General features: G+C 63.4%; 16 protein-coding genes. 4 read left to right on the top strand and 12 right to left on the bottom strand.

The window, feature by feature from the left end:
• Positions 1–5 precede the first annotated feature (5 nt).
• Positions 6–1,400 carry a cysteine--tRNA ligase gene (cysS, locus tag R4P65_RS17860; RefSeq protein ID WP_317827515.1) on the top strand — a complete coding sequence of 465 codons (1,395 nt, stop codon included), beginning with the start codon at positions 6–8 and terminating at the stop codon, positions 1,398–1,400.
• A gap of 2 nt (positions 1,401–1,402) precedes the next feature.
• The gene (rlmB, locus tag R4P65_RS17855; RefSeq protein WP_003945749.1) at positions 1,403–2,374 is read left to right on the top strand and encodes a 23S rRNA (guanosine(2251)-2'-O)-methyltransferase RlmB; all 972 of its coding nucleotides are present in this window, start codon (positions 1,403–1,405) and stop codon (positions 2,372–2,374) included.
• A 34-nt stretch (positions 2,375–2,408) separates the two neighbouring features.
• Here rlmB and R4P65_RS17850 read toward each other — a convergent pair whose 3' ends face one another.
• Together R4P65_RS17850 and R4P65_RS17845 are read right to left on the bottom strand one after the other, a co-directional pair.
• Positions 2,409–4,190 (bottom strand): ABC transporter ATP-binding protein, encoded by a 1,782-nt coding sequence (locus R4P65_RS17850; RefSeq protein ID WP_317827513.1) that lies wholly within the window; start codon positions 4,188–4,190, stop codon positions 2,409–2,411.
• Positions 4,187–5,815, bottom strand: coding sequence for an ABC transporter ATP-binding protein (locus R4P65_RS17845; RefSeq protein ID WP_317827512.1), 1,629 nt, complete (start codon positions 5,813–5,815; stop codon positions 4,187–4,189). The genes R4P65_RS17850 and R4P65_RS17845 overlap by 4 nt, the downstream gene beginning before the upstream one ends.
• 199 nt (positions 5,816–6,014) lie before the next feature.
• Between R4P65_RS17845 and R4P65_RS17840 the strand changes: the two genes are divergently transcribed.
• Positions 6,015–7,004: an ABC transporter substrate-binding protein gene (locus R4P65_RS17840; protein WP_317827511.1), complete on the top strand. Its 990-nt coding sequence runs from the start codon at positions 6,015–6,017 to the stop codon at positions 7,002–7,004.
• Positions 7,005–7,042: 38 nt separating this feature from the next.
• Here the strand turns inward: R4P65_RS17840 and R4P65_RS17835 are convergent, their stop codons facing one another.
• The 8 genes from R4P65_RS17835 to R4P65_RS17800 form a co-directional block, all read right to left on the bottom strand.
• On the bottom strand, positions 7,043–7,840 hold the full coding sequence (locus R4P65_RS17835; protein WP_031332820.1) for a helix-turn-helix domain-containing protein: 798 nt from the start codon (positions 7,838–7,840) through the stop codon (positions 7,043–7,045).
• A 280-nt stretch (positions 7,841–8,120) separates the two neighbouring features.
• Positions 8,121–8,798, bottom strand: a complete 678-nt coding sequence (locus R4P65_RS17830; RefSeq protein WP_317827509.1) for an LpqN/LpqT family lipoprotein — start codon at positions 8,796–8,798, stop codon at positions 8,121–8,123.
• A gap of 77 nt (positions 8,799–8,875) precedes the next feature.
• Complete coding sequence (locus R4P65_RS17825; protein WP_317827508.1) at positions 8,876–9,748, bottom strand: biotin-dependent carboxyltransferase family protein; 873 nt, start codon at positions 9,746–9,748, stop codon at positions 8,876–8,878.
• 57 nt (positions 9,749–9,805) lie between these two features.
• Positions 9,806–10,420: a 5-oxoprolinase subunit PxpB gene (gene pxpB, locus R4P65_RS17820; RefSeq protein WP_317827507.1), complete on the bottom strand. Its 615-nt coding sequence runs from the start codon at positions 10,418–10,420 to the stop codon at positions 9,806–9,808.
• The gene (locus tag R4P65_RS17815) at positions 10,417–11,178 is read right to left on the bottom strand and encodes a 5-oxoprolinase subunit PxpA (protein WP_317827506.1); all 762 of its coding nucleotides are present in this window, start codon (positions 11,176–11,178) and stop codon (positions 10,417–10,419) included. Before R4P65_RS17815 ends, pxpB begins: the two co-directional genes overlap by 4 nt.
• Positions 11,179–11,226: 48 nt before the next feature.
• Positions 11,227–12,108 carry a metal ABC transporter permease gene (locus tag R4P65_RS17810; RefSeq protein ID WP_003945811.1) on the bottom strand — a complete coding sequence of 294 codons (882 nt, stop codon included), beginning with the start codon at positions 12,106–12,108 and terminating at the stop codon, positions 11,227–11,229.
• Positions 12,105–12,947, bottom strand: a complete 843-nt coding sequence (locus tag R4P65_RS17805) for a metal ABC transporter ATP-binding protein (protein WP_214879760.1) — start codon at positions 12,945–12,947, stop codon at positions 12,105–12,107. Before R4P65_RS17805 ends, R4P65_RS17810 begins: the two co-directional genes overlap by 4 nt.
• Positions 12,948–13,066: 119 nt before the next feature.
• A complete protein-coding gene (locus R4P65_RS17800; protein WP_317827505.1) occupies positions 13,067–14,017 on the bottom strand; it encodes a metal ABC transporter solute-binding protein, Zn/Mn family in 951 nt (316 codons plus the stop codon).
• Positions 14,018–14,156: 139 nt separating this feature from the next.
• Here R4P65_RS17800 and R4P65_RS17795 point away from each other — a divergent pair, with 139 nt between their 5' ends.
• Positions 14,157–15,245 (top strand): LacI family DNA-binding transcriptional regulator, encoded by a 1,089-nt coding sequence (locus tag R4P65_RS17795; RefSeq protein ID WP_317827504.1) that lies wholly within the window; start codon positions 14,157–14,159, stop codon positions 15,243–15,245.
• A gap of 31 nt (positions 15,246–15,276) precedes the next feature.
• On the opposite strand, the gene otsB is transcribed toward R4P65_RS17795, so the two are convergent.
• Positions 15,277–17,817, bottom strand: a complete 2,541-nt coding sequence (gene otsB / locus R4P65_RS17790) for a trehalose-phosphatase (RefSeq protein WP_317827503.1) — start codon at positions 17,815–17,817, stop codon at positions 15,277–15,279.
• Between the two features lie 87 nt (positions 17,818–17,904).
• A complete protein-coding gene (kstR, locus tag R4P65_RS17785) occupies positions 17,905–18,543 on the bottom strand; it encodes a cholesterol catabolism transcriptional regulator KstR (RefSeq protein WP_003945752.1) in 639 nt (212 codons plus the stop codon).
• Between the last annotated feature and the right edge of the window lie 17 nt (positions 18,544–18,560).

Raw genomic sequence — 18,560 nt, 5'->3', positions numbered from 1 at the left:
TGGTCGTGACCCTGCGCCTATACGACACCGGTACGCGGGCCCTTCGGGATTTTGTTCCGTTGGCCCCCGGACATGCATCGGTGTACCTGTGTGGGGCGACAGTTCAGGGCGACCCTCACATCGGACACGTTCGCAGCGGTGTCGCTTTTGACGTGCTGCGACGCTGGCTGTTGGCGCACGGCAACGATGTTGCCTTCGTGCGCAACGTGACGGACATCGACGACAAGATCCTCAACAAGGCCGCCGACGCCGGCCGACCTTGGTGGGAGTGGGCGACGACGTTCGAGCGTTCGTTCACGTGGGCGTACGACCAATTGGGTGTGCTGCCGCCGTCCATCGAGCCGCGGGCCACCGGCCACGTGACGCAGATGGTCGAGATGATGGAACGCCTGATCGAGAACGGCCACGCGTACGCGGCGGGCGGTGACGTCTACTTCGACGTGCAGAGCTACCCCGAGTACGGCGCACTGTCCGGCCACAAACTCGACGACGTTCATCAGGGCGAGAGTGCAGCCGAAGGAAAGCGCGATCCACGCGACTTCACTCTGTGGAAGGCCGTCAAGCCCGGTGAGCCCTCTTGGCCCACACCGTGGGGACCCGGCCGTCCGGGCTGGCACCTCGAGTGCTCGGCCATGGCGGAGTTCTACCTCGGCGCGGCATTTGACATCCATTGCGGTGGACGCGATCTCGTCTTCCCTCACCACGAGAACGAAATCGCGCAGGCCAAGTGCGCCGGCGACGATTTCGCTCAGTACTGGCTGCACAACGGCTGGGTCACGATGAGTGGCGAGAAGATGTCCAAGTCGTTGGGAAATGTTCTCTCGGTGCCGAACGTGCTCAAGAAGGTTCGCCCGCAAGAACTTCGGTACTACCTCGGTAGTGCGCACTACCGTTCCAACCTCGAGTACTCGGACGAGGCATTGGACGAAAGTGCGAAGTCCTACCAAGGACTCGAGTCGTTTGTCCTGCGCACACACAAGCGCGCAGGTGGCGTCGAACTCGGTACGTGGACCGAAGGTTTCGCGGCGGCTCTCGACAACGACTTGTCGGTGCCGATCGCGTTGGCCGAGATCCACGGCAAGGCGAGCGAGGGTAATTCCGCGCTCGCTGGGGGTGATCTCGACGCGGCTCGGGTGGCTGCCGGCCAGGTGCGGGCCATGCTCGCGATCCTGGGCGTCGACCCACTCGACGAGCATTGGACGCAGTCCGGTGGCGACACCGAGACGGCAATGGAAGCTTTGGACGTGTTGGTGCGGGCCGATCTCGATCGTCGGCAGCAGGCACGTACGGAAAAGAACTGGGTGGTGGCGGACGAGGTCCGCGATCGCCTCATCAAGGCGGGTATCGAAGTAACCGATACTCCCGACGGACCCGAATGGTCCCTTAAGGCAGGGCAGTAACAATGGCTGGAAACTCGAGCAGGCGCGGCGCAGTCCGTAAGGGCGGCACCAAGAAGGGCCAGGTTGCCGGTTCCGGCGGTAAGCACCGTCGCGGCCTCGAAGGGCGTGGCGCTACGCCGCCCGCCGAGGCACGCACGAAGCATCCCGCGGCAAAGCGTGCAGCGCGCGCCGCACGTGCCGACGAGAAGCAGGGCCGCGGTGGCCGTCCGGGTCCGGGCCGCAAGGTTCTCGACGGTCCCGAGACAGTGCTCGGACGCAACCCGGTGGTCGAGTGCCTACGCGCCGGCGTTCCGGCGACGGCGCTGTGGGTCGCCGTCGGCACCGAGAGCGACGACCGGTTGAAGGAATCCGTTCAGCTCGCTGCGGACGCCGGCATCTCCATCCTCGAGGTGCCCCGCACCGATCTGGATCGCCTCAGCGCCAACGGCCTTCACCAGGGCATCGCCCTGCAGGTTCCGCCGTACCGCTACGCGCACCCGGACGATCTTCTGTCCGAGGCACGTAAGCACGCCGAGCCGCCGCTGCTCGTCGCGCTGGACAACATCACCGATCCCCGCAACCTGGGTGCCGTTGTGCGCTCGGTCGCAGCTTTCGGTGGACACGGCGTCGTGATTCCGGAGCGTCGCAGCGCGAGCGTGAGTGCTGTCGCTTGGCGTACCAGCGCCGGCGCTGCCGCTCGTCTGCCGATCGCTCGGGCCACCAACCTCACTCGCACGCTCAAGGACTGGGCGTCGAAGGGTGTTCAGGTCGTCGGCCTCGACGCCGAAGGTGACACGACCCTCGACGATTTCGACGGCAGCGGTCCCGTGGTGATCGTTGTCGGTTCCGAGGGCAAGGGCCTTTCGCGCCTCGTCCGCGAGAACTGCGACGCGATCCTGTCGATTCCGATGGCCGGTCCGGTCGAGTCGCTCAACGCGTCGGTTGCCGCCGGAGTTGTCCTCGCGGACATCGCCCGCAGGCGTCGTAGCAGCTGAGTTGTAACAGCTTGCAGGTGAGTCTGGCGGGTATCTAGCTCCGTACCGACCAGGCTTCCCACAATGCAGCGTAGGAACCGTCCGCGCCGATCAGTTCGTCATGTGTCCCGCTCTCGACTACGCGGCCACCGCTCATGACGAGTATCCGATCGGCGCGGACTGCTTGGCTCAGGCGGTGTGCGATCACCACGGCAGTCCTGCCGGTGACAGCGAGCTCGGCTGCCTGATCGAGTAGACCGGCTGCGGTGGTTCCGGCTTCGGCAGTCGCCTCGTCGAGGATCACGACTGGCGGATCGAGCAGAGCCAGTCGGACGAGGGCTATGTGCTGTGCCTGCGCCGCCGTTAACTGGTACCCGCCGGCCCCGACCCTGGTCTCGAGCCCGTCCGGAAGCTCGTGAATCCATTGAGCTTTCATTCCTTCGACGGCTTCGGCGATCTTCGCATCGTCCGAATCGGGTGCGCACAACCGGAGATCGTCGGCGATCGTCCCGACGAACACGTGAACTTCCTGGCTGACCAGGACGACTTTGTGCCGAAGTTCGGCATCACTCAGGTCGTCAATCGGTGTGCCGTCGACGGTGATGTGCCCGTCCCCGACGGGAATGATGCCGGCAATCAGTTTGGCAAGCGTGGTCTTTCCGGCACCACTGCTGCCGACGACGGCGATTCGTTCCCCCGGTGCGATGGCGATCGAGATCGAATCGATGACCGGAGTGGAGTTGTTGTACGAGTAAGAAACCCGGTCCACCTCGACGCCGATGGGTTCGGACCGAGCCGAGGGAGGAATGCTCGAAGGACGCCCGGACATCGCGGTGACACCGATCAGGCGAGCCAGGCTGGCACCCGCATCCTGCAATTCGTCGATGTTGGAGAGAAATACCGCGATGGGGCTGAACAGACTGTGGAAGTAGAGCGCGGCGGCGGTAGCGGCGCCGATGGACACCGAGCCCGTGGTCACGAGCCAGTAGCCTACGCTCAGGACTGCGGCCAATCCGAGCAGTTCGGCGCCGTTCAGTTGAGCGAAGAAGTTGGTGCGCAGTCGAACTGCCTGCATGTCGAAGCTGATGGCATGCTCGGAGGTCGCGGCGATTCGGCCGATGTGCTCGTCAGCTCGCCGTAGGGCAGTGACAGTGCCTGCGCCACCGAGAGTTTCGATGAGCTGCTGTCCCCGCCTGGCCTGCGCAGCTCGAGAGCGTCGGTAGACGGGTCCGGAGCGTCGGAGGAAATGACGAAGAGCAAAATAGTGGATCGGCGCGACCGCAACGATGGCCAGGGTGAAGCGCCAGTCGATCACTCCCACACCGACAAGCGTCAATGAAATCATGAACAGGGCAGACACCGTTGCGGGTAGCACCCGAGCGATGACGGTGTTGACCGCTTCGACGTCACCCGAGACTCGGGAAATCAGATCACCGGTTCCGGCTTCCTCGACCAGCGACGACGGCTGTGCGATCGTAGCGGCGAACACGTCCTCACGAAGATCGGCCAGCACGTTCTGCGCGACATTCGCGAGAAGCTGTGTGCTCCACCAAGTCAACGCAACTCCTGCGGCCGCTGCGCCGAGCATGAACGCGGTGATACGTAGAAGTGAGACAAACGGTTTGCCCTCCGTGACCGCATCGACCATGAGTCCGAGCAGCGCGGGGGTGGACAGGCCGCAGGCCGTAGCGGAGAGAAGTACGACGGTCGTGAGTGCGAGCGCTCGCTTGCGTGGCCGAAGCAATGCGATCAATGCGCGGACGGTCTGCTTGGTCGACGCGATCGGCAGGGCCGATGCAGCCGGAACAGCAGATGCATCCGGAAGGGTGGCAGTCACAGCGAGTCTCCGTCCCGAGCGTCGCCGTCGATCGTCACGACACGGTCACACGAATGGAGCAAGGTCGGACTCGAGGTGATCACCACAATGGCCTTGTCAGGAAAGTTTCTCAGTGAGTGTGCAATTCGATGCTCGGTAACAGAATCCACGGAAGTGGTGGGTTCGTGGAGGACCAGGATCGGCTGGGGTTGATGGAGAGCGCGGGCGAGGAGAAGGCGTTGGCGTTGACCCCCGGAGAGCTTCTTTCCTTGCTCACCTACCTCGGAGAGGTGGCCGTCGGGCAGATGCGTCAACACGTCGTCGAGTGCAGATGACGTCATTGCCGACGAGTCGACGCTCGGTGCGGCCAGATTGTCGAAGACGGTGCCGGTGAACACGGTTCCTTCATGGGCGGAGACGAACACCTGATCGCGAACTCCGTCCGGACCGAGTTCGGTTGCATCGGTCCCGAATACGAAGTAGCAGTCGGGGACGAGCGGGGTCTGATAGGCGAGTTGTCGTGCCAGTCGGTGAGCGGAATCGTCCGCGCGCACGCCCACCACCTCGCCGCGGCGAGCCGAGACGACAGTTCCGTTGTCCATCGAAATCAGCAGGGCGTCTTCACTTCTGACCGCGCTGATCGGGGCGGTGGAGGGCGGCGATTCGATCAGGTGCGGCTCGGCCAGGAGTTCGGACAGTCTGCGTGCGGAGCCTCGCTTGGCAGCGAGTTCTGCACCGAAGAACCCCAGAGTTTCCATCGGACCGGCAATGACCCTGCTCAAGCCGACAACGGTGACGAAGTTGCCCACGGTGATCGCGCCTTGATGCGCCATCCACGCGGCTCCAAGTGCGACCGACGCCAGCACCAACGCGGAGACCCCGGAATTGAGCGCGGTCAGACTGGACATTGCTCTGACCGTCCGGATCGCTGCTTTCATCGACTCCCGGCTCGCCTTGACGTATCGCGACAGGGCAGTGGGCTCAGCCCCGAAACCCTTCAGTACTCTTAACCCAAGCGTGAAATCAGTTGCAAGCATGCCTGCCTCGGCTGCCTTCTTCTGCTCTGCATACACACGCTCGTCCAGCGGACCGCTGATCTTGTGGATGAATACGAGCTGCGCAGCAGTGATGAGTACGACGATCAGTGCGAGCGGCCACGATACAAAGGCAAGCGAAATCACTGCCGCGGCAAGCCCCGCAAAAGCTGAGCCCTGTTCGGCGACAACCCAGGAGAAGCCCGATACGTGTGAGGCGTCCGAGGTGGAGATGGTGAGAACTTCACCCGTCGAGCGCTGAGCTTGCATGCCTCTGGCATCGAGTACCCGTCTGGCAGCGTTCAGTCGTAGGTCGTGTTCGCCGTAGACGAAGACCTGTGTGTTCAGACGGACCGCGATGCGCCACGACAGGGCGAGTCCGATGAACAGAGCGCTCATCACCGCCAGCCATACGAGAAGTGCTGTGCTGTCGGACTTTCCGATTGCACGGTCGACGACGGTACCGATCAGCACTGGAATGAGGGCTTGAGCTACCTGATACGACGCCTGGCCGGTGACGGCTGCAACCAGTCGCGGGCCGCGTCCGGAGGAGAACGAACCGGTTCTGATCATCTCCATCGGACCGGAACGAGTTTCGGGCAGCGCTGACACTCGTGAAACTCCTCGCCCAGATCTGAACACTCGTTGTGCAGTTCTACGGTAGAGCCGGAGCGAGTGCGGAAAGTGCTCGCAGATGCCAAGGGCTACGCGGCAGCGGACAGATGGAGTATCGACACCCCATTACCGGGATCAGGTCTCGATATACCTGCCTGGTCGAAACAAGTACGTTTGCGAAGAGAGCTGACAGAAGATGAAAAGCACTACCCGAATAGTGGCTGCGCTGGCCGCGATTGCCCTGCTCGCAGGCTGCCAGAGCAGCACCGAGTCAACAGCGTCGGAGGACACGACGCAGTTGGCCGAGGCCGGTGCGCTGCCGGTCACCGTAGATCACGCGTACGGCTCGACCACCATCGAGACCGAACCTCAGCGGATTGTGACCATCGGCTGGAACAGCCAGGATTCGGTCCTGGCACTGGGCAAGACGCCCGTCGCCATGGAGTCGTTCAGTGGGGCAGGCTTGGAGAACGGAATCCTGCCGTGGGACGAAGAATTGTTGGGCGATACCGTACCCACGTTGCTCGACAGCACTTCCGGTGTGCCGTTCGAGCAGATTCTGGCGTTGGAGCCGGACGTGATCATCGCGGTGGTCTCGGGAATCACCGAAGACGACTATGCACGTCTTTCTCAGATCGCACCCACGATTCCGTTCAAGGAGACCGCATGGGCGACTACGTGGCAGGAGCAGTTGTCGACCATCGGTTCAGTGCTCGGTCAACCGAAGCGGGCGGCTGAGCTGATCGAGGAAACCGACGAATCCATAGCGGACCTGGCTGCGGGCTCCCCGGATCTGAACGGGAAGACCTTGACCTTCCTCTCGGGAAACATCGACGGCCTCACCAATTGCTGCGCCGACGACGGCAGAGTCATCCTGATGACCCAGCTCGGACTGAATCAGTCGGCCGGAAGCGCAGAGCTGTGCGGCGACACGCAGGGGTCGGTGACCGCATCGCGCGAACAGTACAACGAACTGGATGCGGACGTTATCGTGCTCAACGATGCGAGCGGGCAGGGACTCCCTGGATTGATGGGGGACAAGTTGTTTGCCGACCTGCCGGCAGTCAAGGACGGCAGGCTGATTCAGCAGCTCGGTCTGGCCCGAGTCATGGCACTGGCTTCACCCACGTCGCTGAGTGTCAAATATGCCTTCGCGGAACTGGTTTCGAAGATGAACGGGTTCTGACCGGCTGATGATTCTGGCCAACTGATGCTTCTGACCAGCTAGGCCGACAATTCGCACGCGTCCGAGTAATAGTTCTTCGGTGTCCGTCCGGTGACCTTGCGGAACACGCTGGTGAAGGCGCTGGGGGTTTCGTATCCGACTCGGCGGCTTACCGTCGAAACAGGAACGCCCGCAGCGAGATAGGACATCGCAGCGCGGACGCGAACTTGAATTCTCCACTCGGTGAAGGACATCCCCGTGCCCTGAGAGAACACGCGGCTCAGGGTTCGGGGGCTTCCGCCGACCACATAGGCCCAATCGGCAAGCCCTCGTTGATCGGCGGGGTCGGCGATCAAACGGCGTGCAACGGCAAGGGCCCGGGGGTCGGCGGGCATCGGCACTGCGACATCGGCTGCCTCGATGGGCGCGAGGGTGTCGAAGACTACTGATTCGGCGCGCAAGCGAGCCTCGGTCGGCATATTTCGCTGGTGCAGGTGGATGAGCATCGTTTTGACCACGTCGTCGATGCCGATGATCGCGGGTTTTGTCCACGGGTGGGGGAACGACTCGGGCCGGAAGTAGGTGAAGCGCGCCTCGGTGGATGCGCCGAGCGTGATGCGCCGTGGAGTTCCGGCAGGAATCCACATGCCGACCGTCGGTGGGATCTGCCAACGCACGTCGTCGATGTAGGCGCTCATCTCTCCGGAAGCGCCCCACAGGAGTTCGTGTTCGGGATGGCGGATCTCACGCCACGCACGCTTCTGATCGCGCCCGATGGTGGACGTGGTCATGGAGAAAGGGAGCGGAACGTACCGGCCTGCCGGCACAGCCCAGTACGGAAATCCTGTGGAACTCATCGGTGGATCATACCGCGAACGACTTAGGTAACGCTTTCCTATTTGGCGGGCGGTTGCAAGGGCGATGGAGCGCAATCGCGCCAAAAGATTGCACGTCGGCGGGACGACGACCGAGACCACTGAAACACCGGAAACTGACAGCCGCGACGCTGGAGGTGGCCAGTGATGCAGGTGATTCGGTTGATCCCGCTGACCCCGAACCGGTCGTTCAAGCGGATCGCTCGGCTCAGTGGGTGGTGGCCTCGGTTCGCTCAGTGGCCATTGTTGTTCGGTCAGGCGCTTAGCCGAATTCGATGGAAGTGTTGATTTCTTCCACCTGGTTGGACGTCTGCATGTTTGTCGTATCGGTGAACTGGTTTGCGAAGCTGACCAAGTAGACCGGCGAGTTGTCGTCGGCTTGGTAAGCGACGACTGTCATGACGGCGTAGAGCGGAACGCCCAGGTTTGGGGCGGTCCAGGTTCCGGAGAGGCGGAACCCCTGCTGTCCGTCGACGTCGATCTCGGTGTACTTCACTTCGGTCCACCCGTCGAGGGTGGCGATCGTTTCACGCTCAGCGGCAAGAACCTCGTCTTTTGTTGCGGTGCTGTGGTTTTCGACCTTCACGGTGGTGTTCGGCATGAAACCGCTGGGTTCCCGGCTGTTGCTGGACAGCGCATCCGTAACCCCGGCGGGGATGTTCTCGCCTTGGGTCCAACTTGGCGGGAGGCTGACGCTGATGCTCGGCGCTTCGGGGTCGTTGCCGGTCTCGATCGTCGTCCGCTCGCCGATGAACGGTGTCCCGTCCCGCAAAGTCGGCGTCGCGGCAGCGGCCGACGGCGAGGATGCAGAACTTTCGGAAGTGGTTGTTTCGCTGGAGACGGCGTCGCCGCTTTCCGAACTGCTGCATCCGGACAGGACGAGTGCAGCAGTGATCAGTGACGCTATTCCGAGAGCAAGTGTGCTGCTCTTAGGGCTCATAGTGTGACAGTCCTTCAGGTTCTGGCGACGGACGAGCGCCGCCGGCAGCGTTGCTGGCGCGGCTGAGACTATCAGCGCTACGACGGCCGAGTAGTGGCCTTGAAGGTAATGGTGCTGCCGGGCCGCAGCTGTGCCAGCGACGCAATCCCTGCGTCGGAGACGACGGCGACGACGGGGTATCCGCCGGTCACGGGATGGTCGGCGAGAAATACGACGGGCGCTCCGCCTGGTGGCACCTGGATAGACCCCACGACGACGCCTTCGCTCGGCAGTTCCTCCGTGCGCGAGCGGTGCAGAGGCCCTTGGCCCTGTAACCGGACACCGACGCGGTTGGTGTGTTCGGTGACTTTCCATGTGGTGTGCAGGAGCGCCTGAACGGATGCGGCAGTGAACCAGGAATTTCTTGGGCCGAGCGTGATCTCGAGTGGAACTGCGCCGAGTGGAGGGGCCGGCGGTGGAATCAACTCTTCGGTGGGCCACGTCCCTTCCTCGGCCCCGAGGAGGAGGTGATCGCCGACGGCGAGCGGCGGCGGCCCGAGTCCGGAGAGCGTGTCGGTGGATCTGCTGCCGAGTACCTGCGGGACGTCGACGCCACCGCGTGCTGAGATGTACGTTCTCAACCCGGTTGTGCTGTAACCCAATTCGAGAATGCTGCCACCAGCCAGGTGGATGCTCGCGTAGTCAGGTGCAGACTGTCCGTCGACGGCCAGCGGCACCCGCGCGCCTGTCGCTGCCACCGTCATCGAACCGACGGCCCGCATAGCAAAACCCCCAGTGGTGACTTCGATGGTTGCCGCTCGAAAAGTGTTGCCTACAAGTCTGTTAGCGCTGTCGTGCGAGATCATGTCGACGGCGCCGGATCGGCCGACCCCGAGGGCGCCGTAGCCTCTCCGCCCGCGGTCCTGAACTGTGGCGAGCGGGCCGGTACGCACTACCTCGAGCCAGGCCATGAATCCATTGTCCCGCAACAACGCGGTGAAGACACCAAAATTATGCTTGCACCAAAATCATGTACGGACAAAGGTGACCGTGGTGCCGGGTAGAAGCAGTGCCGGCGAGCGGCGCTCGGCGTCCCACACCGACAGTTCCGTCGTTCCGATCAACTGCCAGCCGCCCGGGGAACGCCGCGGGTAGACGCCCGAGAACGGTCCGGCCAACCCGACTGCACCGGCCGGGACCTGCCTGCGCGGGTCCGATCGACGTGGAACCTCGAGCTTTCTCTCGCTGCTGGTCAGATATGCGAACCCCGGAGCGAATCCGATGAACGCGACGGTCCACGACGCAGCCGTGTGAGCATCGATCACACCGTCGACCCCGAGTCCGGTCATCTTGCCCACCTCTACGAGATCGGGGCCGTCGTAGCGGACCGGAATCTCGACAGCAGGTCCGCTCTCGTTTGCTGTGAGTTCGATCGGTACGGCCCCACGGACCCATTTCTCCACGAGTTTGTGCCCGGTGATCGTGTTGTCGTATTCGATCAAGATGGTTCGCGCCGCGGGAATCAGGTCGATCACTCCGGGGATCCGACTGGCGTCGAGAGCCCTGAAGTTGCCCAGCACGCTCGGCAGTTCCTCGTACTCGACGAGGACTGCGGATTCACCGGCGGGCAGGATCGTGATCATGTGAACGGTGTGATCTCGACGCCGGAAGAGTCGAGGAGAGCGCGGATTGCCACGGCCATGTCGACGGCTGCTGGACTGTCACCGTGTACGCACACCGATGCGGCAGCGACTTTCAACGTGCTCCCGTCGACTGCGTCCAACTCGCCGTCGACGACCATTCGCCGAACCCGTTCTGCAACAAGCGTCGGGTCGTGCAGAACGGCGCCCGACTCGGTGCGGGGAACCAGGGTGCCTTCCGCCGTGTACGCGCGATCGGCAAAAACCTCGGCGACGATTTCGAGTCCGGCATCGCGAGCTTCTTCCAGAAACACCGAACCCGGCAGTCCGAGAACAGGTAGCGAACTGTCGTAGGCGACAACAGCGGCGACCACGGCCCGTGCTTGCCGACGGTGATGAACGATCGCGTTGTAGAGCGCGCCGTGGGGTTTGACGTACGTGACCCGCGATCCGGCGACACGAGCCAAACCGTCGAGCGCCCCTATTTGATAAATGACGTCGGCGGTCAGGTCCTTCGGAGAGACGTCGATGAAGCGCCTGCCGAAACCGGCGAGGTCTCGGTACCCCACCTGCGCGCCGATACGTACGCCGCGGGTGGCTGCGGATTCGCAAGTCGCCAACAGTGTCGTCGGATCGCCGGCATGGAATCCACAGGCCATGTTCGCGCTTGTGACAAGTTCGAGCATCGCGTCGTCGTCGCCCAGGGTCCAGGCTCCGAAGCCCTCGCCGAGGTCGCTGTTCAGATCAACGCTGTAGCCCATACTTCGATTCTAGGTACATGAGCTTCGAGATATGCGGGCTCGCGGTGTTCAGGCGTGTGCCGGAATCCGTCCGGCATTCTTGCGACGTGCGGATCCGAAGAGTCGACATATCAGGTAGATCACGAACGAGACCGAGGTGACGAAACTCGAGACGGGAACGCCGGGGGCCAGCGAGAGAAGGATGCCGCCGACGGCCGCCAGTTCGGCGAACACGACGGAGAGAATCGTGGCCTTGAGCGGGCTTGCCGTGACGTACGCGGCGGCCGCTGCGGGAGTGATCAGCAGCGACATCACCAGCAGAGCGCCGACGATCTGCACGCCGAGCGCGGCGGTGATGCCGACCAACACTGCGAACACGATCGACAGTGCCCGAACCGGAACACCGCGAGCTGCAGCAACTTCGGGATCGGTGCTCGCGAACAGCAAAGGGCGGTAGATGAATCCGAGTGTGCCGATCACGATGACCGCACATAGCAGCAGAAGTTCGAGACCGCTGTTTCCCGGTGCCACGATCTGTCCGACCAACAACGAGAAGCTGGTTCCCGTGCGACCGTCGTACGCCCAGAGGAACAATACCGACAGGCCGAGGCCGAAAGCCATGATCACGCCGATCACCGAATCCCGGTCCCGCGCTTTGGCTCCGAGCAGTCCGAACAGCACTGCCGCGACCACGGATCCGACGATGGCGCCGAAGCCGACGCCCACACCGACGAGAAGCGCGGCGGATGCACCCGTCAGTGACAGCTCACTAGTTCCGTGCACCGAGAACGACATTTGGCGGCTCACGATCAGCGGCCCGATGATGCCTGCCAGCAATCCGAGGATGGCGCCCGCGATCAACGCCTGTTGGACGAAGTCGTACTGCAGTAGATCGACGGTGGCGGACACGTCGAACATCCGCGACATCGCATCGGTGAACTTGTTACTCACTGGTGGTGATCCTCATCAGAATGGTGAACGCCTTCGCCTGGACGCAGTCCGCCCGCGCTGCCGAGCGCATCGATGGCATCTCCGGTGCCGATCACGACGAGGCGGCCACGAACCTGCAACACTTCGACGTCGGTGTTGTACAGATCCGAGAGAACCTCGGACGTCATCACTTCGGCCGGCGTCCCGATCCGGAATTTGCCGTCCACCAGATAGAGCACTCGATCCACCAACGGCAGGATCGGATTGATCTCGTGCGTCACGAACAGCACCGCCGTGTCATGGCTGCGTCGACGCTTGTCGATCAGCGTCGAGACCAGGTGCTGGTTGGCGAGGTCGAGGCTGAGCAGCGGCTCGTCGCACAGCAGGATCCGCGGGTCGCCGACCAAAGCCTGAGCGATCCGCAGTCGCTGCTGCTCACCGCCGGACATGGAACCGATGGGGGCGTCGGCAAACGACTGGGCGCTGACCTGCGCGATGGCGTCGTCGACGATCTTGCGTCGACGACCCCGGCGCAGTAGCCCCGTGCCCCACTGGTGACCGTCGACGCCGAGGCCGACCAGGTCGCGGCCGCGGAGCGGGAGGCCGTCGTCGATCGACTTCTGCTGCGGGATGTACCCGACATGTGAGTTACCGGCCCGTGCCGGCGTGCCGACGATCTGAGCACTACCGCCGCTGAGTTGCAGTTGACCCAACAGAATCTTCAGGAGCGAGGTCTTGCCAGACCCGTTCGGTCCGAGCACGGCGATGAACTCACCTGGCTGTACCTCGAGGTCGAGTCCGTCCCAGAGGGTGCGGGCGCCGAAAGATAATCGAGCACCCTTCAGCGTCACAGCGGGCACGGTGTTTCCTGAAGGCGCGGTGTTACCAGAAGGCACGGCGTTACCAGGGGGCACAGGAGTATTCGCGGAAGTTTCTGTCACAAGCCGATCGGTTCTTCTCGGAAATGGTGGGGCAAAAATTACTGGGCAGAGAGGGCGTTTGCGAGCGACTCCGCGGTCTGCGTCTGCCACTGAATGTAGTCCAGGCCCTCAGGCAGAGTCTCCGTAACCTCGACGACGGGCACTCCGGCGGTTTCGGCTGTGGTGCGCATGTCCTGGGTCACTTTGTCCTGCGTCTGGATGTTGTAGACCAGTGCGCGGGCCTGCTTGTCCGAGAGGAGCTGGCGGGTTGCGGCGATTGCGGCCGGTGACGGATCGTTGCCGTCTTCGATGGCGCTGGTGAACTCTTCGGGAGTTGCGTCCTTCAGTTCAGCGGCAACCAGGAGATAGTGCGCGATCGGTTCGGTCTGAGCCACCGGTGCGCCCGCGTGGGCAGCGGCGATGGAGTCGGTGATGGCCGTGACGCCGGCGAGCTTCTGACTGTATGCCTTCGCGTTGTCCTCGTAGGTCGCCGCGTTGTCCGGATCGAGCGCGCTCAGCTGATCGGCAACCGAATGTGCGACGGCGTCGACGGTCGGGATGTCGAACCAGACGTGTTCGTTGACTGCGCCGTGGGTGTGACCGTCATGCGATTCGCCCGCGGTTTCGCCGGCGTGGATGCCACCGTCGAGCAGGTTGTAGGCGTTGACCGTCTTCTGCTCACCCTTGCCTGCGTCGAGGACGTCGGTGATGAACTGGTCGTAGCCGCCGCCGTTGTAGACGACGAGCGATGCGTCGGTGATCTTGGCGGCGTCGGCGGGAGTCGCTTCGAACGAGTGCGGGTCCGCGGACGGCTCGTTGATGATCGACGTCACGGTCAGCTTGTCGCCGGCGACGGCCTGCGCGACGTCGCCCCACACGTTCGTCGATGCGACGACGGTGATGCCTTCGTCTTTCGAAGAGGATGAGCTGCACGCGGTGAGCGCGAATGCTGCGGCGACCGAGACGGCCGCGAGGGCGGTGGCGGTGCGGAATTTCGACGACGAACGCACGTGCTTTTCTCCTGAACAAAGGCTGGGCTAAATGCTATTGGAAACCGTTACCGTTACACATTAGCGCATAGTCGCTGGTAGTTCACCTTCGGTTCAGCCCCAACGCGCCGACTGCGGGCACTACGGCTAACGTCCGTTTATGCCCCGGTCCCGTCAGCCACGCCGTCAAGCCACTTTGGCGTCGCTCGCCGCCGAGCTCAATGTGTCGAGAACTACAGTCTCGAACGCGTACAACCGACCCGATCAGCTCTCCGTCGAGCTGCGGGATCGAGTGCTCCAAGCGGCCAAGCGACGCGGATATCCCGGACCCGATCCGGTCGCTCGTTCCTTGCGAACTCGCAAAGCCGGCGCCGTCGGTCTCCTGCTCACCGAAGCACTCAGTTATTCGTTCCGTGACCCGGCCGCCATGAGCTTCCTCGCCGGTCTCTCGGAATCATGTGAGGATGCCGGCCAGGGCTTGCTGCTCATTCCGGCCGGGCCCGGGCGCGACGAGGTGGATGCTGCGGCCGTGGTCCAGCAGGCGGGCGTCGACGGCTTTGTCGTCTACTCCGTGGCCGACGACGATCCGTATCTCGCTGCTGTGCTCGAGCGTCACATTCCGATCGTCGTGTGCGACCAGCCCCGCGAGATTCCCGGTGCATCCCTCGTGGGCATCGACGACCGCGCTGCCATGCGTAAGGTGGCCGATTACCTCATCGGTCTCGGCCACCGTGACATCGGTGTGCTTTGCATGAGGCTGGGGCGCGACCGGATGGACGGCGTTGTCAGCCAGGAACGACTCAAGTCCCCGCACTTCCACGTCCAGCGTGAGCGGATCGAAGGAGTGCGCGACGCGATGGTGGCGGCCGACATGGACCCGCTGTCACTCACCGTGATCGAGCGGTACGTCCACACATCGCAGTCCGGGCACTCGGCGGCGGCGGAAGCTCTCGCGACCAACCCTGAGATCACCGCACTGGTCTGCACCACTGACGTGCTGGCTCTCGGCGCCTTGGACTGGGCGCGCTGGCAGGGCATAGATGTACCTGGCCAGCTGTCGATCACCGGATTCGACGGCGTCGACGAGGCGCTGCGCGAATCACTGACAACGGTGCGCCAGCCCCAGGAAGAGAAGGGCCGGCGCGCCGGTGCACTCCTGATGTCGCCGTCGGGATCCGGCGTTCCGGTAGTCGAGATGCTCGATACCGAACTACTGGCCGGGCGAACATCAGGTCGGATCCGGGTATAGCTGTCACTGTGTAGCTGTCAGGGTGTAGCTGTCACGCCAGGAGTTGGGCGCAGCGCAGCAATCCTAAATGGCTGTAGGCCTGGGGGTGGTTGCCCAGCGAGCGTTCCGCGATGGGGTCGTACTCTTCCGCGAGTAGTCCGGTGGGGCCGGCGGCCGCGACCAACTGGTCGAACAGTGCCTCTGCTTGCAGGCGTTGCCCGATCAGTAGGTATGCCTCGACGAGCCAGGCTGCACAGAGATGGAATCCGCCTTCGATGCCGGGCAGGCCGTCGTCGTGATGGTAGCGGTATACCGTTGAGCCGCTGCGTAGTTCAGCCTCTGTGGCTACGACGGTTGCGGCGAAGCGTGGATCCGTCGGATCGATCAGTCCCGACAGTCCGATGTGCAGAGTAGCGGCGTCGAGATCGGTACCGTCGTAGGCAGCGGTGTACGACTGTACGTCGTCCTTCCATCCCTTGTGGCGTACTTCGTCGGCGATCTGGTCACGCAGTTCCGCCCACTCGGGAAGAGCCTCACGAGAAAAGCGGGCAGCAAGATCGACAGCGCGGTCGACGGTGACCCAACCCATCACCTTGGAATAGACGTGGTGGCGCGGGTTGTCACGAATTTCCCAGATACCGTGGTCGGGTTCGAACCAGCGTCGCTGTACTGCTTCGACCATGGCGCACACCAGTTCCCAGTCGCGGTCACTCAAAGGGTCAGCAGCACCGGCTTTTTCGCGTGCATTTGCCAGTTCGACGATCAGCTCGACGATCGGGCCGAACACGTCCAGTTGAACCTGCTGATTTGCGGCGTTACCGACGCGGACCGGCCGGGAGCCGGCGTACCCGGGCAGTGAGTCGATGACGGCCTCGGGCGGTAGCGAAGTCCCGTACAGCGTGTAGAGGGGGTGCAGGCGCTCGGGTCCCGGCAGCGTTTCGAGCACGCGGTGGACCCAGTCGAGGTAGTTCTCGGCTTCGTCGGTGGATCCGACGCTCACGAGAGCTGTTGCGGTGAGGGCGGCGTCGCGCAACCAGCAATAGCGGTAGTCCCAGTTGCGGACTCCGCCGATCTCTTCCGGCAGGGATGTAGTCGCGGCGGCCATGATGGAACCGGAATCGGCGTGAACCAGCCCGCGCAAGGTCAGCGCAGAGCGTTTCATCAAGTCCGGCTTCAGCTTCGGCAGTTCGAGCGTCTTGGCCCAATCGGACCAGTACGCCTCCGAAGTCGCTCGGCGTTCGATCTCCGGAATCTCCGAGGGGCCGATTTCTTCTGTTCCGCAGCGCAATTCGAGGACGACGTCACCCTTGGACGGCTCGACGATGGCGTGTGCGGTCTGTTGGTTTCCGTCGGTGGCGATGTTCCACAGCACGCCGGGGGAGCGGAGTACGTATGGCTCGTTGGTGCCGAGGACCCGAATACCCTCGTCGACGACCTCGAGGGTGACTTGGCCTTGGCCGAACTCGGGACGGGGTGCAAACGAGACGATCGCGTCGGCCTGGCCGGAAATGATGCGAGTCAGGTCGGTTCGTCCCTGCGGGACGTCGTGGGGGAGGTAGTCGGTGACGGACAGGCTCGCCCAGCGGGTCTGAACGGTCATCGTGCTGTCGATGTACTTCTGGCTCAGCGGCAAGGCTGTTCGGCGAGGCCCGACCGTGAAATGGCCTGCCCCGGTTCCGCCGAGAAGGTGCGCGAAGACTGCTGCGGAATCCGGTTCCGGGTGACACAACCAGGTCAGCGTCGCATCCGGGGTCACCAAAGCGACGGTGCGCGGACTGGCGAGCATCGAGAGCCGCTCGATGGGCGGAGCGTCGGCACCGGAAAGCCACGTACGACGCTCGTCGAGCAGGAACGCCAGAGCGGCAGCGACATCTTCGGTGCTGTCGACGCGATAGTCGGCGACGGTGTCCCCGCTGCCGACCTTGATTCCGATGTCCGGTCCCTGAAGCCTGCTGAACGCCTTTTCGTCGGTCACGTCGTCCCCGATGAAGACGGCAGCGGTAGCGCCGTCCTGATGGCGGATCAAGTCGAGTGCGTGGCCCTTGTCGGTGGCGATGACCGCCAACTCGACCACCGACTTACCTTCGGTGACCTGAACGCCCGGCCAGAGTGCCGATTCGGTGCGAACGGCGATGAGCGCCTTCTCGGCGTCGTCGGCGCTGCTGTTGCGTACGTGCAGTGCGACGCTGGCGGGCTTCTTTTCCACCGTTGCCCCAGGGGTGTCGGCGGCGATTCGTCCCAACTCGGTGACGATCTCGTCGAGCAGTTTCCTGGCGTCGGCGTCGATCGCGTGAACGAATCCGATGTCGAACTCGGAGCCGTGGCTGCCGACCAATTGCACTTCGGCGGGAAGTCGGGACAGCGCAGCCAGATCCTTGAGGGCGCGGCCCGAGATCACGGCAGCCGTCGTCGACGCCAGGCTGGCGAGGGAGCGGAGCGCACGCACCGTTTCCACGCGTGGATACGCCTTGTCCGGGTTGGCGACTATAGGTGCCATCGTCCCGTCGTAGTCGGAGGCTACGAGCAGACGCGGCGTGCGTGCCACGCCCGACAGCGCTCGGCGAAGTTCGATGGACAGATCTTGTGCGCTCACCTCTTCAAATCTAGGTGATGCAGCGACTCCTGGCTCGATACGTTTCTGTCAGATCAGTGCAAAAATGACAGATGCGACAAAGGACGTCTATTCGGGTTTCCGAGTTCCGTCACCGAGCAGCAGTTCAACCGTCAATTCCAGTCGATTGGCGACATCGGTGGCCGAAGAACGTCGCGTGAGCCATGCCACCAAATTGGACAGCCACACATCGGAGATCACGCGTGCGATCGCCAACTGCTCCTCGGTCGGCTCCTCTTCGGTCATCGCTCGTGCGAAGAGGCGGTCCATCAACTGACCCACCTGATCGACCTCTGCCGCTGCGGAGGCGTCGGCGAACATGAACGCGCGAGTCATGGCTTCGGTCAGGAGTGGATCGCGCTGCATCGCGCGGGTGATGAGGCTGAGGATCAGCTGCATCCGCTCGAGCGGGCTGGTTCCGGGTGGGATCTTGCCCTTGGAATCGATCTTCTCGAATTCGCGTGCCAGAGCGGACACCAACAGGTGAACCTTGGACGGGAAGTAGCGATAGAGCGTTCCGACTGCGACGTCGGCGCGCTCGGCCACGGCGCGCATCTGGACAGCCTCGTAGCCACCCTTGGACGCCAAGGCGAGGGTTGCGTCGAGAATCCGCTTGCGGCGTTCGCGTTGCGCGTTGGAGCTGAGATCGTCGTCCCCGAGCGTTGCAGAAGCAACCGCGTTGGAGCGGGATCGGGATGTTGTGGTCATCGACAAATTCCTTCGCG

The sequence above is a fragment of the Rhodococcus sp. IEGM 1318 genome, from assembly GCF_033142465.1.
GTDB lineage: Bacteria > Actinomycetota > Actinomycetes > Mycobacteriales > Mycobacteriaceae > Rhodococcus_F > Rhodococcus_F qingshengii_B.
Note: the sequence above shows the minus strand (reverse complement) of the source record. Positions and strands in the feature narration are given on the sequence as shown.

Bases quoted from the DNA above. Each gene is read 5' to 3' on its own strand.
- rlmB (WP_003945749.1), top strand. From the start codon at position 1,403: ATGGCTGGAAACTCGAGCAGGCGCGGCGCAGTCCGTAAGGGCGGCACC.
- R4P65_RS17840 (WP_317827511.1), top strand. From the start codon at position 6,015: ATGAAAAGCACTACCCGAATAGTGGCTGCGCTGGCCGCGATTGCCCTG.
- R4P65_RS17835 (WP_031332820.1), bottom strand. From the start codon at position 7,840: ATGAGTTCCACAGGATTTCCGTACTGGGCTGTGCCGGCAGGCCGGTAC.
- R4P65_RS17830 (WP_317827509.1), bottom strand. From the start codon at position 8,798: ATGAGCCCTAAGAGCAGCACACTTGCTCTCGGAATAGCGTCACTGATC.
- R4P65_RS17825 (WP_317827508.1), bottom strand. From the start codon at position 9,748: ATGGCCTGGCTCGAGGTAGTGCGTACCGGCCCGCTCGCCACAGTTCAG.
- pxpB (WP_317827507.1), bottom strand. From the start codon at position 10,420: ATGATCACGATCCTGCCCGCCGGTGAATCCGCAGTCCTCGTCGAGTAC.
- R4P65_RS17815 (WP_317827506.1), bottom strand. From the start codon at position 11,178: ATGGGCTACAGCGTTGATCTGAACAGCGACCTCGGCGAGGGCTTCGGA.
- R4P65_RS17795 (WP_317827504.1), top strand. From the start codon at position 14,157: ATGCCCCGGTCCCGTCAGCCACGCCGTCAAGCCACTTTGGCGTCGCTC.
- kstR (WP_003945752.1), bottom strand. From the start codon at position 18,543: ATGACCACAACATCCCGATCCCGCTCCAACGCGGTTGCTTCTGCAACG.